We start from the raw sequence: 17,051 nt of genomic DNA, 5'->3' as shown, positions 1-17,051 counted from the left end.
GATATATTAACTATATTTACTATAGAAAAAGAAGGATATATTGCCTTTTATCAGCTCAATATATCCTTCTTTTTTATTCAGTCATTTATAATAATTCCCCATATTTTCTTATATATATTTTTTTAACTATAGTAACTAAAACCATATATGCTATTATTGTAGCTATTAACCATGCAAAGTATATCATTGGCATAGGATAAAGGTTTAATGCACTTCCAAATGGAGTATATGGTATTATTGTTCCTACAGCTATACCCATAGTTGTTAATATAAGTAGTGGAAGTGATGCTCTACTTTGAATAAATGGTAATTTTGGTGTTCTTATCATGTGAATTACCAATGTTTGAGACCATAATGATTCAACAAACCATCCTGCATTAAATAACATCATGAATAAAGTTTTGTCTACTCCCGGATCATTATATCCGCCACCTAATACAGCAGGACATATAACAAAGTACATTAATAGATATGTTGTTATATCAAATACTGAACTTGTAGGTCCTATCCATTTCATAAAATTACCAATTGATGCTGCTTCCCACTTACGTGGTACTTTTAAGTAATCTTCATCTACATTATCCCATGGTATTGACATACAAGATATATCATATATAAGGTTTAGCATTAATAATTGAACTGGAAGCATTGGTAAAAATGGTAAGAATATACTTGATGCTAATACACTAAACATATTACCAAAGTTTGAACTTGCAGTCATTTTTATATACTTAATTATATTTGCATAAGTTTTACGACCTTCTTTTATTCCATTTTCAAGAACCATTAAATCTTTTTCAAGTAGTATTATATCTGCTGACTCTTTTGCTATATCTACACCTGTATCAACTGATATACCAACATCTGATTTTCTCATAGCTGGTGCATCATTTATTCCATCTCCCATGAAGCCAACTACATGACCATTGATTCTTAACATTGATACAACTCTAGATTTTTGCTCTGGTGAAAGTTTTGCAAATACATTTGTACTTTCTACTACTTCTTTTAATTCTTCATCTGACATTACTTCAACTTGATGTCCAAGTATTATATTACTTACATCTATTCCAACTTGTTTACATACATATTTAGTTACTTGTTCATTATCTCCAGTTAATACTTTTACATCTACTCCATATTCATTTAAAGTTTTTATAGCTTCATATGAAGACTCTTTTGGAGGATCTAAAAATGCTATATATCCAACTAAAATCATATCTTTTTCATCAGCTGTTGAAAATTCTGTATGTTTTGATACGTTAGCTTTTCTAGCTACACCTATAACTCTCATACCTTTGCTATTTAAGTCTTCTACTGTTTTTAAAACTTTTTCTTTTAAGTCCTCAGTTAAATCAACTATGTCTCCTCTATACTCCACTTTACTTGAAATGTCTAACATCTCTTCTACCGCACCTTTTGTTAGTAGCTGATTATTATTATCTTCATCACTTAATACTACTGACATTTTACGGCGAGTGAAGTCAAATGGAATTTCATCAACTTTTTCATATGCACTTACAATATCAGCTAAATTCTTTTTCTCTCCATATTCAAGTATAGCTACATCTAGTAAGTTTCTAAGTCCTGTTTGGAATTTACTTATTAAATATCCATGTTTTAAAACACTTAAATTTTCATTACCTTCAACATCTAAATGGCGCTCTAATATTATTTTATCTTCTGTCAAAGTTCCTGTTTTATCAGTACATAATACATCTATAGCTCCGAAATTTTGAATAGAGTTTAAATTTTTAACTATAGCTTTTTTCTTAGACATTGCTACTGCACCTTTTGCAAGATTTGTAGTAACTATCATAGGTAACATTTCAGGAGTTAGCCCTACTGCAATTGATATACCAAATAAGAATGCTTCTAGCCAGTCTCCATCAGTTAATCCATTTATTATGAAAATCGTTGGAGCCATTATTGCCATAAATTTGATTAAAATCATACTTACTGAATTTACACCTTTATCAAAACTTGTTTCTTCTCTTTTTTCTGTAACTATATCAGCTATATTACCTATAAAAGTGTCATCTCCCGTAACTACTACAACTGCTGTTGCTGATCCACTTATTACATTAGTTCCCATAAAAGCTAAGTTTTCAAGTTCAAGTATAGATTGGCTCATCACAGAAACTGTCTCTAGTTCTTTTCCAAACTTTTCAACAGGTTCAGATTCTCCAGTCATTGATGCCTGGCTTATAAATAAATCCTTAGATGATAATATTCTTATATCTGCTGGAATCATATCTCCTGCAGCTAATTTTATCATGTCTCCTGGAACTAGTTCATTTATTGGAACTTCTACTTCTTTTCCACCACGTAATACTGTAGCTGTAGTTATTATCATTTCTCTTAGCTTTTTACCTGCATTACTTGATTTTCCTTCTTGAACAAACTTTAATACTCCACTTAATGTGACCATACTACCTATTATAATTACAGCTGTTAAACTTCTATCCTCTGGAGCAGCTATAACAAAGTCTGTTATAAATGATATTAGTGCAAGCACTACAAGTATTATTGTAAATGGATTTACAAATGAATTAAATAATCTCTTATACCATGTATCATTGTTTTTATCTGTTATTTCATTTAATCCATGTTCTTCTATTCTATCTTTAGCAATTTTATCACTTAGTCCATTTGAATCTGTTTGTAAAAAATCAAATAATTCTGTTTGTGATAATACCGCAGCTTTTTTTAATTTAGTTTCTGTTAAATTTCTTCTTTCCTCTTTTTTCACTTCTATTTTTTTTGTTTTCATGTTCATGATTTTCATATTATTCCCTCCTCACTATTTTGCAAGTGCATGAGAATAAATGACAAAATAAATGCCTGTTACTATATTTTTAGTAAACAGGCAGCATAAATAAAACTCTTGTACTTTATTTTTAAAGTGAAAACAAAATGAACTTACATAGTTAGTATACAAGTAAATCGCATATTACTTTTACTAACTGTTTTGTTTTCAATTTTATAATAAAAATAGAGCCAATCTGAGTCTTCTTCAAATTCTATGCCATCTGTTCTCATACACAACCTACTTTCTAAGTCCACTTTATTTTCACCTCCGTATTTTAATTTAATTCATTTTTAATTAATGCTTTTAATTTTATCATTAAAAAATCCTCGTTTCTTTTGGTAAACGAGGATAATGAAAGCGTAATTAAAAAGTATCTTTTACATATACTTAATAATCTTCGTCCAAGCTTTAGCTTCTTAGGGCAATGTAATTGCATTAGAATACGCCTTCTCCGACGTATACTGCTAACCATCTAATAGTGTCTCCACTATTTCGCGGCAGCAACCCGTATCCCTAAGGTAACCTCACCTACCGAAACTATTTAGTTATATCTTACTTCCCTTTCATTATATTCACAACTTTTAAAATTGTCAACTCTAAAAACAAAAAAGTTCTAAGACTTTTTAGTCTTAGAACTTTTTTATTAATTACTATGCATCAAAGTCTACATGAACTTTTCCTATCGGAGTGTTTATATCTATGTAAGATAAGTTAAAGTTTTCATCCATAACATCTATCTTATATTCAAAGAATAAATCGTCTTCTTTCTTAGACATAAATATGTAGCTTCCATTCTCTTTTTCTTCTATTTCATCACATATTTCTTCGTATATTTCTTCTCCACTTACATAGCCATTATAACCTGCAGCTTTTATTTTATCTTCTATTAATTTATATATTTCTTCCATTTATTTACCTTCTTTCTATATATCTATAAAATACAGTCTACAATCAGTTTTTATATATTGTCAACTATATATACATATTTTATTTATAATACTTTTCTTTTAATCTATTTATCTCATATTCATCTCTATCGATAGCTCTTCCTACATTTCCATCTAGCATCTTCCAAGCTGTGTTATGAACTTCTTCAACTTCAACAAAGTTTCCTTTTTTCCACTCGTTTAAAGATTTTATAAAAAATTTATGAGGTCCTAATTGAGCTTTATCTAATATATATATCATCTTATCTACATTCTCTGGATTCGGTTCTAAAAAACCTACCCTTTTGTTCTTTTTAGACTTTATAACTGGATTAGATATCCAATGCACCAAGCTGTATATTTCTTCGTCCTTATACTCAAATTTTTCTGAAGATTTTGCTCTATCATACGTCTTGTTTAAAATTTCTTGAATTGACCCTGAATATTCAAGACTACTACTAACATTTTCATCTAATTTCACTTTCTTATCGTCTTTTAAAACATTAACCCCAACAAACAAAACTCCAACTAAAATTAAACTCATTACCCCTATAATTATTTTCTTCCCCATTAAACCCCTCCAAACTTATATTTACATACTCCTCTATTTTAATATTTTTGTAGGATTATGTACACCCTTGCTCCCCACACCCACATCCTACCTCTTTTAAAAAAAGATAAATATAAGTTAACTAAAATGAGGTTATTATATAAGTTTTAGCGCCTTTTAAAGCATCTTTCCAGCTTTAGAAGCAAAACTTATATAATAACCTCTTATTTTAAAACTTTATTTATCTTTCTTTTTTAACTACCACTTACATTTATTGCTCTATTTAATCGTTCAAGTGGAAGTATCCCAATTATAAGTGCAGACAATAACCCCTCTACGCCTTGACTTGATACATTATATAAGAATGAGTATACAAATACATTCATCCCTTCTGGAGCATAATCTCCAAAGAATACACATCCTGATATTATATTCATAGATACACTAAGAACTACAGCAAATAAACAACCCAGTATAACCTTTGATTTCTTATCTTTTCCAAATGATCCTGCTAATCCAAGTAACATTGTTGGTAATATATAATCTAGTAAAAATTGTGCTGGATGTATTATATACACGCCCTTTAATAATTTTAATACTCCATAAATAAGTCCACCAGTTATACCGACCGTGTTTCCAAATAAAACTGAAAGTAACATTGTTGGTAACATTGAAAATAAAGATATTCCTCCACCTTGTGGATATTTTATAAACTCTATCATACTAAGTATATATGATATTGCACTAAACATACCTATCATAACAACTGTTTTGGTAGTGAATTTAGTATTTTTTAAACCTTTTAGATAGTATATAAAAAATCCTATACTACCTAATATTATGATTACATTTATCATAATTCACCTCCTGTATCTATTTTTGCAAAGACTTTGTCCATTTTAAACATTCATTATATATATCATCGCACTTTAATATAGCCGATACTATTGCATATCCATCTATGTTTATACCCTTAAATGTATCTATGTTATCTAAATTTATACCACCGATTAAAACTTTAGGTATATCAAGGTTTTCATCAATTTCTTTTAGTTGCTCTACTGTAACTATGGTAGCATCATTTTTAGTAGTTGTATTAAACATAGCTCCTACCCCTATATAATCTGCTCCACCATTTTTTGCAGCAGTGGCTTCCTCTATATTATGAGCTGATATTCCTATAATTTTATCTTTTCCTATTAATCTTCTCACTTCTTCTAAAGGTATATCACTTTGTCCAACATGAACACCATCTGCATCACAAAGCATAGCAATGTCTACTCTGTCATTTATTATAAATAAAGCATCATATTTTTTAGTAAGAGCTCTTAATTTATATGCTTTTTCTAAAAACTCTTTTCCATTTGCATTTTTTTCTCTTAATTGTAAAGTTGTTACCCCACCTTTTAATGCATCTTCTATACATTTATAAAAATCTCTTCCATTTAGTATTTCTGAGTCAGTCACTAAATATAATTTTAATTTTTCTTCCATTTTGTTCTCCCTTTAATTAGTTGATAATTTCAACACTTTTTGAAATCTTTTTATAGGTAATAAAACTAGTATTATACTAGAAAGTAATCCTTCAACTCCTGCACTTGATATATTATATATACAAGAATAAAGTACTATATTCATTCCCTCTGGCGCATACTGTCCAAAATATACTACTCCTGATATTATGCTTATCAATACACTTAAACTACTTGCAAATAAGCATCCTTTGAACATATCGCTTTTTTTCTCTCTTCCAAATGATCCTGCTAATCCAAGTGCCATATTTGATAATATATAATCTAATAAAAATTGTGCTGGATGCACTACATAAGCTCCATTTAATAGTTTTAGTAATCCAAATATCAATCCACCTGTTAGCCCTGCCTCACGACCATATAATATAGCTAGCAACATCGTAGGCAGCATCGAAAATAACGTTATACCTCCACCTTGCGGATATCTTATGAATTGTATCATATAAAGTATAAATGATATAGCACTAAACATAGCTATCATTACTATCTCTTTAGTAGCAAACTTCTTTTTATTTATATCTTTTGCATACATAAATAATATTACTAAACTTATTATTATAATTACTACGCTTGACATTTTTTCTTCGCCTCTTCATATGCCATATTCCAAAAATCTAATTCATATAAACTTGATTTAACAAATATTTCTTTAAGCTTCTTTGTCTCATCTTCAGTTAAATCTTTACATAACTCATTTGTGTATTCTAACCAATCTATTAATACATCATCAAATTCTTGATCTGCATACATCTCTATCCATTCTTTATAATAATTATTATCTAAATTATCTTTATAAGTTTCATATAAATAATGACCTATATAATTGTAACTCCAGTTACAAGGTAATGTAGCCATTACAATTTCTTTAACTCCTCCTGTTAATGAAACAGCTTGCATGTAACTTGTATAGCTACTTGAAACTAGTTCATATTTACATTTTTCAGCCTCAATCGGAGGTACTCCTAATTTTTTCATATATTCAACATGTATAGCAGTTTCGTCTTCCATAGATCCCTTAGCTGCTTTATTGAAAAACTTCATTTCTTTAACTGTATCTGCTTTTATTACTCCCATTGCAAAAACTTTAGCAAATTCTTTTAAATATAAGTAATCTTGTATAAGATATCTTTTAAATTTATCTTTTGGTAAAGTTCCTTCTCCTATTTCTCTTACAAATGGATGATTTAAATAACTTTCCCATATATCTTTAACTTCTTCAAACAAGCAATCTGTAAATTTCATTAAAATACCTCCACCCTTGAAGACTCTTTTAACTTATCTTCATTTAATTTATATATATTGTCCATTAAATTTACTTTAAAGCTTCCAATCCCTATCTTGTCTATATCTGTTAATTCTCCACATAAACTCATTGTAAGAACACCCATTGCTGCAGAATTTAAAATTTCATTACTAGCTCCTAAATAACTCCCTATTAAACTAGCACTCATACATCCAGTGCCTGTTATTCCTTTTAGTTTAGGAGTTCCATTATGTATTTTTATAATTTTATCGCCATCAGTTACTACATCTACTTTTCCAGTAGCTACTACCACACATTCTAGTTTTTTAGCAACTTTCTTAATAATATCGTCTATGTTTTCATCATCATCAAATGAATCTACACCTTTTCCTTTTACATTAAATCCACCTATGTACTTAATTTCAGCTGCATTACCTTTAATTACGTCAAACTTTACTTCGTTTAATAAAGTTTTTACTAACAAAGATCTTGAAGGTGTTGCAAATACCCCTACTGGATCTAATATAACTGGCTTTTTATGCTTATTCGCTATTTTACCAGCCTTTACAAATAATTCTCTATGAGAGGAATTCATTGTTCCAATATTTATTACTACAGAACTTGCAATAGGTATTATTTCTTCTGCTTCTTCATAAGAATAACTCATCAGTGGACTTGCACCTATAGCTAAAGTTATATTTGCACAATCATTAATTGTAACTTCGTTAGTGTAATGAAGTACTAATGGGTTAATTTCTTTAACTTTATTTAATAATTCAAACATAATTTCATCTCTCCCTTTTAAATGCTTATATCTATTTATTTGAGTCAAATTTATAAAAATGGTGTACTGGTCCTACTCCTCCACCTATATCAAAGCTATGTCTTATAGCGTTAGTTATATAGTCTTTTGCATTGGAAACAGCTTGTACTATATCAAATCCTAGTGCTAAATTTGCAGTTATTGCAGATGATAAGGTGCATCCTGTTCCATGAGTGTTTTTTCTATCCAATCTTTCGCTTTTATAAATTTCAAATGTATCCTTACCTATTAAAACATCTACTGCATCCCCATCTAAGTGTCCACCTTTCATTAACACATACTTAGGTCCTAGTTCTAATATTTTTTTCCCAACTAATTTCATGTCCTCTACATTATCAATTTTAATCCCTGTTATTTCCTCAGCCTCTAATGTATTTGGCGTTATTATGTATGCTTTAGGTATAAGATATTTTATTAAATTATCTTTAGCCTCAGGTTTTAAAAGTGAATATCCACTTTTAGATATCATTACTGGATCTACTACTAAGTACTTTGGATTATATTTATCTAAAGATTCAACAATCGCCTTTATTATTTCTGGGCTAGATACCATTCCTATTTTTACTGCTTTAGGTGGTATATCATCAAATACTACCTCTATTTGTTTTTGTATTATTTCTTTGCTTAAATCTTCTACTAAAAATACTCCATGAGTGTTTTGAGCAGTTATAGCTGTTATTACGCTCATTCCATAAGTTCCTATAGCACTAAATGTCTTTAGGTCTGCTTGTATACCTGCACCTCCTGATGAATCTGAACCTGCTATTGTAAGTGTTGGCACTTTATACTTTTCCATTAGATGTTTCCCCCTTGATTTTTGTATTAAAAAAAGCTATATTCCTGTAGGAATATAGCTTTTAATTTACTATGCAAATAAATTTCATTTGTATATTTAGTAAAGCTTTCCTACGCTGGTATTATCCAGATCAGGTTTGAGGGTTAATGAATAAATTCATCTCTCAGCCGTTGGGGCACCCCTAGCTATTCATTTTAGATTACAGTTTAATTATAGCTCACTAAATTTATATGTCAATAAAAATTTATTACGCTACTTCTGCCGCATCTATATTAGTTACTTCTAACTCTTTTTCACTACTTGCAACTACAAGTGTACAAGTGTTGTCTCCCATAACATTTACTGTAGTTCTAAACATGTCTATAATTCTTTCTACTCCCATTATAAGTCCAATACCTTCAAGTGGAAGTCCTACTGATTGAAGCACCATTGATAGCATTATCATACCAACACCTGGAACTCCTGCTGTTCCAACTGATGCTAAAGTTGCTGTTAAAACTATTGTTAACATATCGTTGATACCTAAATGAACTCCATAAACTTGCGCTATAAATAAAGCTGCTACACCTTGCATTATAGCTGTTCCGTCCATGTTTATAGTAGCTCCCATAGGTATTGTAAATGAACGTATACTTTTACTAACTCCCATTTCTTCCATAAGCTCTAAACTTACTGGAACAGAAGCATTACTTGATGCAGTTGAAAAAGTAACTGCAGCTACTTTTGAAAATTTACGTACAAATCCAATGAAACTAACTTTTGTAAATACTTTTAATGATCCTCCATAAACCACCACTACATGTAGTAATAGTCCTAGTAATACAACTAATATATATTTAACTAATGATCCTATTGCATCTGCTCCTACTGTAGAGAAAGTATTTGTAATAAGTGCAAATACTCCAAAAGGTGCAAACATCATTATTACACTAACCATTTTCATACAAACTTCATTTGCACACTCAAATAATTTTTTTAAAGGTTTTGCCTTTTCTCCTACTAAACTTATTGATACTCCAGTAAGCATTGCAAAGAATATTATTTGTAACATTTCCCCTTTTGCAAAAGCCTCTATAGGGTTTGATGGTATCATATTTAATATTATTTCTGATAGTGACTGATTTTTTGCTATCGTAGTAGATTGACTAGCTACAGTTCCTAAATCAAGTCCTGCACCTGGCTTTAATAAAACTCCTAAAGCTAATGATATACAAATAGCTACAGCTGTTGTCATTAAATAGAATCCCATAGTTTTAAATCCAATTCTACCTAACTTCTTTATATCTTCCATAGCAGATACACCGCATACTAATGAAACAAATACTAGTGGCACTACCATCATTTTTATAGCCTTTGTGAACCCATTTCCTATTACATTTATAATTCCACCTAATAAAACTGTATCTTTAATATAACTACCTGGCATTTTGCTAAGTATTACACCAAATAACATTCCTAAAAATAATCCAATTAATATTTTACTCGTTAATCCAAGTTTCCTCATATGTGTTTCCTCCATCTCTTTATCATATTAATATTATACACTAAAATCCAACTTTTTTGTAATTTTTTAAAGTTTAAGCATATTAAAACGCATTTTAACTTAATATAATTAAGTAAGTATATTTTTAACTTTATTATATTTTGTCTATCTTGGATATAACTTTATATATATTCTAAAATCAACTTAAAAAACTTAATTTTCAAACTATTACATTTTTCTACTTATTTTTATTCATACATATACGATTATTCTTTATATTTTTAATAAAAAAAGACGGTACGTAAGTAACTTTACTTAACGTACCGTCTTTTTTATGTCAATTATTTTAATATTTTTATTTCCATGTTTTGTCTTCCAAACTTAACACATTCTGCTTCACTGTTCATAAATATATCTATTCTTTTACCTTTTATAGCACTTCCACAGTCTTCTGCTGTAAATACCATGTCAAACTTAGGTATATATACTTTTGTTCCATATGGTATTACAGTTGGGTCAACTGCTATAGTTCCCCATTTAGGAGTAGTTCCTGTTGAAGTTATAGTATCTCCAGCATATGCTGTTGCTTCTATAGACATTGATGTTCCATTGTTGTTATTAGATGAAGCTTCTGCTTGTGAGTTAGAAGCTTCATTTGTTGTTGCATCAGATACTGTAGACGCACTCTTAACTTCTTTAACTGTATCATTAGCTTGTTGTTTAGCTTGGTTTTGTTCTTGTTCTTTAGCTTGAGATTCTGTTAAAACATAATCACCACAAACCCATCCTTCTTTTTTATCATCTAATTTAATTCTATACCAATTATTTTGTTCTTCTAAAAGTTTAATTTCTGTATTTTTATCTAATGTATCTAATTTATCATGTTCTGTAGCTGGCCCTTTTCTTACATTTAATTTGCTAGCAGTTACAGTTGCATTTTCTTTATCAGTATAATCTCCACTTACCCATCCTTCATTTCCATCAGTAAGCTTAATCTTATTCCATCCATTATTTGTTTCTAATATTTCAACTACCATACCTCTGTCTAATGATCCTACTCTTTGTTCTTCTATTGATGGACCTTTTCTTACATTTAATTTTTCTGCTTTAACTACTTCTCTTTCTGCTGCATATATATTACTTGTAGATGTATAAAGTCCTCCTACAACTAATCCTAATGCTAATATTAATGATGATTTCCTCGCTCTTTTATTCATACTCATAGTATCCCTCCAGTTAATTTAAATAAATAAAAATTATATATTATTGACCATTATGTCTTGTAAAATTCGTATTTTATGAATTTGTTACTTTTCTGTAACTTTTAATTAATGATAATATATTTTTGGACCTTTGTAAACACATTTTCTATAATTACCAGAAAAAGGGTTACAAATTAGTTACAAATTTAGTAACAATTTAATGTTTCATACCCCTAAGGATGAGTGTATAAATATCCATATATTAATATGGAGGTATTAAGTATGATAAGTTTTTGCTCAATGTGTTCTGGTATTAGCGAGGATGAATTAAAAAGAGCTTTATTAGAAGTTGATATAAAAGAAGATTGTATATGTGAATGTGGATCAGAATTTACAGCTTATGTAGATACTGAATTAATAACAGCAAAAGATAAAGAAGACTTTATAGCTCAGACTCTAGAAATATTAAATAAATAGTCATTTTGAATTATTTATTTAATAGTCTTAGGTAATCTTATAGTTTCCATGTTTTTTTATACGTTATCTATAACATTGCTTAAATTAACTATATTTTAAAATGGCATGAGTCCAGTTAAATACCGTACTCATGCCACTTAAAATTGCTTTTTATATGTATCCACTTGAAATGAATATATTTATTTCTTAGTTGCTTTTATATTATGCTTCAATAATTTCTATTTTATCTCCACATTTAACTTCACCATCTTTTATTATTTTAGTGAATATTCCTTCTCTAGGCATTACACAATCTCCAACTTTAGTTTTTATCTCACAACCTTTATGACACTTCTTCCCTATCTGAGTAACTTCTTGAATTGTATCACCTATTTTTAACTTTGTTCCTACAGGCAGCTCATACAGAACTATACCTTCAGTTGTTAGGTTTTCGGCAAAAACTCCAGGAGTTAAGCCATCTATTCCTTGTTTTCTTGTTTTTTCTATACTTTCAATTCCAAGTAAGCTTATTTGTCTATGCCACTCACCTGCATGGGCATCTCCAACAAGACCATGATTTTGTTTAAACATTCCTTTTTCTATTGGTTTTTTTATAGTTCCTTTTTTCTCACTTATATTTATAGATACTACTTTTCCTATATTATTCATTTCTAATGTACTCCCCACTTTTTCCACCTACTTTTTTTACAAGTCTTATATTATTTATAACCATATCCTTATCTATAGCTTTGCACATATCATATATAGTAAGTGCTGCCATAGACACAGCTGTTAAAGCCTCCATCTCTACTCCAGTCTTACCTACAGTAGATACTGTAGCTTCTATTTCTATTTCTGTTTCTAATATATTAAATTTAATATCCGCTCCTGTTAAAAATATATTGTGACACATAGGTATTAAATCCCATGTTTTCTTTGCGCCTGTTATTCCTCCGACTTGTGCTACAGAAAGTACATCACCTTTTTTTATTTTTCCTTGCTTTATTATCTCTATAGTTCCTGACTTCATAGATATGCTACCTTTAGCTGTAGCTGTTCTTTTTGTTTCATTTTTTTCACTTACATCTACCATTTTGGCTTTCCCATGTTCATTAAAGTGAGTAAACTCCATATTAACCTCCTATTCGAACCATATCTATTTCCACATATTCTCTATTTTTAAAATTGTATTCTTTTGGTAAATAAAAATGTTTAAAGCACAAAACTTAAACAATTTAAAATCTAATGTTATATTTAAGCTTTGTGCTTTTATTTTTTAATTAAAACTTAATCTTATATTCTATTTTAATTTATTTAATATAAATATAGTAGTAAAACTTATTATTATAGTTATTATTATTAGTATATTTGCTTCCCTTATATCACCACTTTCTACGAAAAAATATATGGCTAAAGGTACCGTTTGAGTCTTACCTGGTATATTGCCTGCTACCATTAAAGTTGCTCCAAATTCTCCAAAAGCCCTCGCAAATGATAATATAGTTCCGCCTATAATACCTTTTTTAGATAATGGTATTATTATTTTCCAAAAAACCTTACTATCAGTAGCTCCAAGGTCTTTAGCTACATCTTCATATGTGGTATCTATTTCTAAAAAAGCAGTTTTACAGCTTTGATACATCATCGGAAGCGCAACTACTATACATGCTATACATGCCGCCTGTGGAGTAAAAATCAATGATTTTTCAAATAAATTATATACAAACTCTCCTACTGGCCCATTTTTCCCAAGAACTACTAAAAGTCCATAACCAACAACAGATGGTGGTAATACCATAGGTATAATTATAAAAGATTCTATAATTGTTTTAAATTTAAAATTATATTTTGTAAATATTCTAGCCAAAAAAATACCTACTACTAAAGTTATCATTGTAGCTACTACAGAAATTTTTATGGATAAGATTATGGCATCTTTCATATTAATTAGTTACACATTCAAATCCATATTTTTTAAATATTTCTTTAGACTTTGAACTATTTAAGTATTTAATAAATTTATCCGATTGAGATTCATTCTTTGTACTTGCTACAATAGCTGCTGGGTATATTATTGGCTTATGCATATTATCATCCACTACTTCATAGATTTTACACTTATCAGAACTTAATGCATCTGACTTATATACCATTCCAAAGTCTACGTTGTTTGTTTCAACATAAGACAATACTTGCTTTACATCTTTTGCATATATTATTTTATCTTTTAATTTGTCATACATTCCCATATTCTCTAATGATTCTTTAGCATAGTCTCCAGCTGGAACTACTTTAGGTGTTCCTATAGAGAACTTCAGATTGCTGTCATTTTGATCTAAGTTTTTATTTGATTCTTTATTTGATATTATCACAAGTTTATTTTGTAATAAATCTATTTTAGAATATTTTTTTATAAGTTTTTTCTTTTCTAATACATTAATTTGCTTAGGTGAAGCAGATATATATATATCACAATCTGCACCTTGTTCTATTTGCTTTTGAAGAGTTCCAGATGCCCCCAAATTAAGGGTAATATTCACATCATTTTCTTTTTCATATATACCTTTTATTTCTTCTAAAGGTTCTTTTAAACTTGCCGCAGCTGATATAGTTATATTTTGTTTTTCTTTAGAATCTTTACTACACCCACTTAAACCTAATACTAATATAACACTTACAATAAGTAAAATCTTATTTGTTTTTTTCATTAGTTATACCCCTTATTATAAGTTGGAAATGCATGCTGCTGCTTGTTTTCTTTTATCATTTATGATTACTTTTACATCCTCTTCTTTTACTATTTTAAATGCTTTAGTAGGACATACATTTACACATGCAGGACCGTCTTCCTTCCCTGCACATAAATCACATTTATTTGCTACCATTTGCTCTTTGAAATATAATTTATCTGAATCTATATTATCTAATTTAATTTCTTTACTTACTATTTCTATAGCTCCTATAGGGCATGCTATAATACATGTTTTACAGCCAACACATTTTTCTTCCTTAACTACTATTGCTCCATTTTCTCTTTTTATAGCTTCATTAGGACATACATTTGCACAAGGGGCATCTTCACATTGTCTACATTGAATAGGCGCACTTACTTCTGCAGTTTTTACAACAGTAAGTTTTGGATTAAAGTTTATATGATTTGGATCTTGTAAAAATATATTTTCTTCAGAGTGAGCTACTACGCATGCAATAGAACATGTTCTACATCCTATACATTTATTTGGGTCTGATATAACAAAACAATTCATTATTTAGCCACTTCCTTTCTAGTACAATAATTTGTATGTAATAAATGATGTGATTTTTCTCCTAATGGTTCTTTTAAAAATTCATCATATATTTTCTTTATAGCAGGACTTTCATGAGATTTTCTTATCTCTATATCTCTATCGTGATTGTAAGTTGATTTTCTTCTATTTGCATAAGCTAATTCTCTATATTCATCTAGTAAAAGTTTTGGTTGACCTCCTCCACTAATACATCCTTCTGGACAAGTCATAACTTCTATAAAGTGTAGGTCACAATCACCATTTTTAATATCTTCTAATATAGAAACTACATTTTTTAAACCACTTATCGCTGCAACTTTTAGACTTAAGTCTCCTACTTTTATAACAGACTTTCTTATTCCCTCTCCACCTCTAACTTGAGTTACCTCTACGTTAGGAATTGCTTGGTTAGTTATAAGCTCATATCCCGTTCTTATAGCAGCTTCCATAACTCCACCTGTAACACCAAATATAGTTCCTGCTCCAGTATAATCTCCTAGAGGAGAGTCAAAGTCTTCATTTTTTAAACTGTTAAAGTCAATCCCCATATCTTTTATTAAATATGCTAGTTCTCTAGTTGTGATTACAACATCTACATCCTTGTATCCACTTGACTTCATTTCTTCTCTATCACATTCAAATTTTTTACAAGTACATGGCATTACAGCTACACTAAATACATCTTTAGGATCTACATTATTCATTTGAGCACCATAAGTTTTAAACACTACTCCACCCATTTGTTGAGGAGATTTACAACTTGATAAATGGTTTGTAAGTTCAGGATAATTATCTTCCATAAACTTTACCCATGCAGGACAACAAGAAGTAAACATAGGAAGATTTTTATTTTCCCCTATTCTTTTTATAAGCTCACTACCTTCTTCCATTATAGTTAAATCAGCTGCAAAGTTTGTATCATATACTCTGTCAAATTTTAGTTGTTTTAATGCTGCAACCATCTTCCCATATGTTAATTCTCCTAAATCACAACCAAATTCCTCTCCTAATGCAACTCTTACTGCTGGAGCACATTGAACCACTGTAAATGAATTTGGGTTAGCTAAAGCTTCTTTAACTTTTTCTACATCACATGTATTATAAGCTGCAAATAAAGGTTCTTGTACGCTTTCTAGCATACCTCTTTCTTCTTTCTTTGCTTCTATTGTATCTTGTCCTAATTCGTATATAGGAGCAAATGATTTACATTGCTGTACACATTGACCACAGATTACACATCTATCTTCATCTATAAATTGAGCCTTTCCTTTTTCTCCTTGTATTGCATCTACTGGACAAACATCACTACATTTTTTACAACCCGTACATAAGTCTTTATCTATATTTACAATCATAACTTATCCTCCTATTTATTATTTGAAATTCCAAGCAAAGCAAGTGCTGCTTTTTTATTTTTTAATTTTTTATCTTCTATAGGAGATACTAGTTTTAATGCATTTTCTGGACAGGCATTTATACATGCTAGTTTATCGCTATCTTTACATAAATCACATTTATATGCTATTACTTTTTCATCTTCTAACTCTATTTGTTCTACTTTTTTTCCATTTTTATATTGAGGTAATAGGTCTATAGCCCCGAAAGGACATGCTAGTATACATGTTTTACACCCAACACATGCTTCTTCTTTTACAATTATTGCATTATTTTCTTTTTTTATTGCCTTATTTGGACATGTATTTAAGCAAGGTGCATCTTCACAATGTTTACATTGTATAGGCATATAAAAATCACCTTGTTTAACTAAATATAATCTTGGTATAACAGGTATTTCTACAGTTCCAACAGTATATCCAACATTATTATTCTTATTATGCTCAACAAAACATGCAACCTCACAAGATCTACATCCTACGCATTTGTTTGCGTCTGCTATTACAAACGAATTTAATGTACTTTTCATATTCTCCCACCTTTTAA

General features: G+C 29.5%; 19 protein-coding genes and 2 riboswitches. Of the genes, 1 reads left to right on the top strand and 18 read right to left on the bottom strand.

The annotated features are described in order from the left end of the window. Nucleotides 1-85: 85 nt before the first annotated feature. The 11 genes from mgtA to ACN6I1_RS03950 all read right to left on the bottom strand — a co-directional run bounded on the left by mgtA (nucleotide 86) and on the right by ACN6I1_RS03950 (nucleotide 11,388). Nucleotides 86-2,779 (bottom strand): magnesium-translocating P-type ATPase, encoded by a 2,694-nt coding sequence (gene mgtA, locus ACN6I1_RS04000; RefSeq protein ID WP_419743290.1) that lies wholly within the window; start codon nucleotides 2,777-2,779, stop codon nucleotides 86-88. A gap of 419 nt (nucleotides 2,780-3,198) precedes the next feature. After that, nucleotides 3,199-3,355: riboswitch (M-box (ykoK) riboswitch) on the bottom strand. 107 nt (nucleotides 3,356-3,462) lie between these two features. Beyond that, nucleotides 3,463-3,720, bottom strand: coding sequence for a hypothetical protein (locus ACN6I1_RS03995; RefSeq protein ID WP_021430879.1), 258 nt, complete (start codon nucleotides 3,718-3,720; stop codon nucleotides 3,463-3,465). Between the two features lie 79 nt (nucleotides 3,721-3,799). Further along, nucleotides 3,800-4,309 (bottom strand): DUF6241 domain-containing protein, encoded by a 510-nt coding sequence (locus ACN6I1_RS03990; RefSeq protein WP_419742794.1) that lies wholly within the window; start codon nucleotides 4,307-4,309, stop codon nucleotides 3,800-3,802. Between the two features lie 233 nt (nucleotides 4,310-4,542). After that, on the bottom strand, nucleotides 4,543-5,145 hold the full coding sequence (gene thiT / locus ACN6I1_RS03985; RefSeq protein WP_419742793.1) for an energy-coupled thiamine transporter ThiT: 603 nt from the start codon (nucleotides 5,143-5,145) through the stop codon (nucleotides 4,543-4,545). Nucleotides 5,146-5,161: 16 nt separating this feature from the next. Then, nucleotides 5,162-5,782 carry a thiamine phosphate synthase gene (gene thiE / locus ACN6I1_RS03980; protein ID WP_419742792.1) on the bottom strand — a complete coding sequence of 207 codons (621 nt, stop codon included), beginning with the start codon at nucleotides 5,780-5,782 and terminating at the stop codon, nucleotides 5,162-5,164. 12 nt (nucleotides 5,783-5,794) lie between these two features. Continuing rightward, the gene (gene thiT / locus ACN6I1_RS03975; protein ID WP_085281522.1) at nucleotides 5,795-6,397 is read right to left on the bottom strand and encodes an energy-coupled thiamine transporter ThiT; all 603 of its coding nucleotides are present in this window, start codon (nucleotides 6,395-6,397) and stop codon (nucleotides 5,795-5,797) included. After that, a complete protein-coding gene (gene tenA / locus ACN6I1_RS03970) occupies nucleotides 6,385-7,062 on the bottom strand; it encodes a thiaminase II (RefSeq protein ID WP_150886123.1) in 678 nt (225 codons plus the stop codon). The genes thiT (ACN6I1_RS03975) and tenA overlap by 13 nt, the downstream gene beginning before the upstream one ends. Continuing rightward, complete coding sequence (gene thiM, locus ACN6I1_RS03965; RefSeq protein WP_419742791.1) at nucleotides 7,062-7,847, bottom strand: hydroxyethylthiazole kinase; 786 nt, start codon at nucleotides 7,845-7,847, stop codon at nucleotides 7,062-7,064. Before thiM ends, tenA begins: the two co-directional genes overlap by 1 nt. Before the next feature lie 31 nt (nucleotides 7,848-7,878). Next, complete coding sequence (thiD, locus tag ACN6I1_RS03960) at nucleotides 7,879-8,682, bottom strand: bifunctional hydroxymethylpyrimidine kinase/phosphomethylpyrimidine kinase (protein WP_419742790.1); 804 nt, start codon at nucleotides 8,680-8,682, stop codon at nucleotides 7,879-7,881. 90 nt (nucleotides 8,683-8,772) lie between these two features. Beyond that, a riboswitch (TPP riboswitch) is annotated at nucleotides 8,773-8,875 on the bottom strand. Between the two features lie 54 nt (nucleotides 8,876-8,929). After that, a complete protein-coding gene (locus ACN6I1_RS03955; RefSeq protein ID WP_021432333.1) occupies nucleotides 8,930-10,186 on the bottom strand; it encodes a dicarboxylate/amino acid:cation symporter in 1,257 nt (418 codons plus the stop codon). A gap of 320 nt (nucleotides 10,187-10,506) precedes the next feature. Next, nucleotides 10,507-11,388 carry an SH3 domain-containing protein gene (locus ACN6I1_RS03950; RefSeq protein ID WP_278548566.1) on the bottom strand — a complete coding sequence of 294 codons (882 nt, stop codon included), beginning with the start codon at nucleotides 11,386-11,388 and terminating at the stop codon, nucleotides 10,507-10,509. Nucleotides 11,389-11,649: 261 nt separating this feature from the next. Here ACN6I1_RS03950 and ACN6I1_RS03945 point away from each other — a divergent pair, with 261 nt between their 5' ends. Further along, nucleotides 11,650-11,844: a hypothetical protein gene (locus ACN6I1_RS03945; protein ID WP_419742789.1), complete on the top strand. Its 195-nt coding sequence runs from the start codon at nucleotides 11,650-11,652 to the stop codon at nucleotides 11,842-11,844. A 201-nt stretch (nucleotides 11,845-12,045) separates the two neighbouring features. Here ACN6I1_RS03945 and ACN6I1_RS03940 read toward each other — a convergent pair whose 3' ends face one another. The 7 genes from ACN6I1_RS03940 to ACN6I1_RS03910 all read right to left on the bottom strand — a co-directional run bounded on the left by ACN6I1_RS03940 (nucleotide 12,046) and on the right by ACN6I1_RS03910 (nucleotide 17,034). Continuing rightward, entirely contained in the window at nucleotides 12,046-12,483 is a 438-nt protein-coding gene (locus tag ACN6I1_RS03940) for an MOSC domain-containing protein (RefSeq protein WP_419743289.1), read from the bottom strand. 1 nt (nucleotide 12,484) lies between these two features. After that, nucleotides 12,485-12,955, bottom strand: a complete 471-nt coding sequence (moaC, locus tag ACN6I1_RS03935) for a cyclic pyranopterin monophosphate synthase MoaC (protein WP_021432329.1) — start codon at nucleotides 12,953-12,955, stop codon at nucleotides 12,485-12,487. A 168-nt stretch (nucleotides 12,956-13,123) separates the two neighbouring features. Beyond that, the gene (modB, locus tag ACN6I1_RS03930; protein ID WP_021432328.1) at nucleotides 13,124-13,765 is read right to left on the bottom strand and encodes a molybdate ABC transporter permease subunit; all 642 of its coding nucleotides are present in this window, start codon (nucleotides 13,763-13,765) and stop codon (nucleotides 13,124-13,126) included. 1 nt (nucleotide 13,766) lies between these two features. Continuing rightward, nucleotides 13,767-14,531, bottom strand: a complete 765-nt coding sequence (gene modA, locus ACN6I1_RS03925) for a molybdate ABC transporter substrate-binding protein (protein ID WP_419742788.1) — start codon at nucleotides 14,529-14,531, stop codon at nucleotides 13,767-13,769. A 15-nt stretch (nucleotides 14,532-14,546) separates the two neighbouring features. Further along, the gene (locus tag ACN6I1_RS03920; protein WP_419742787.1) at nucleotides 14,547-15,089 is read right to left on the bottom strand and encodes a 4Fe-4S dicluster domain-containing protein; all 543 of its coding nucleotides are present in this window, start codon (nucleotides 15,087-15,089) and stop codon (nucleotides 14,547-14,549) included. Beyond that, nucleotides 15,089-16,465, bottom strand: coding sequence for a [FeFe] hydrogenase, group A (locus ACN6I1_RS03915; RefSeq protein WP_419742786.1), 1,377 nt, complete (start codon nucleotides 16,463-16,465; stop codon nucleotides 15,089-15,091). The genes ACN6I1_RS03920 and ACN6I1_RS03915 overlap by 1 nt, the downstream gene beginning before the upstream one ends. 11 nt (nucleotides 16,466-16,476) lie before the next feature. Continuing rightward, a complete protein-coding gene (locus ACN6I1_RS03910) occupies nucleotides 16,477-17,034 on the bottom strand; it encodes a 4Fe-4S dicluster domain-containing protein (RefSeq protein ID WP_419742785.1) in 558 nt (185 codons plus the stop codon). Between the last annotated feature and the right edge of the window lie 17 nt (nucleotides 17,035-17,051).

Source organism: Paraclostridium dentum (assembly GCF_048568265.1).
Classification (GTDB): Bacteria; Bacillota; Clostridia; order Peptostreptococcales; family Peptostreptococcaceae; genus Paraclostridium; species Paraclostridium dentum.
The sequence above is the reverse complement of the archived record's forward strand: the minus strand, read 5'-3'. Positions and strand labels throughout refer to the sequence as shown.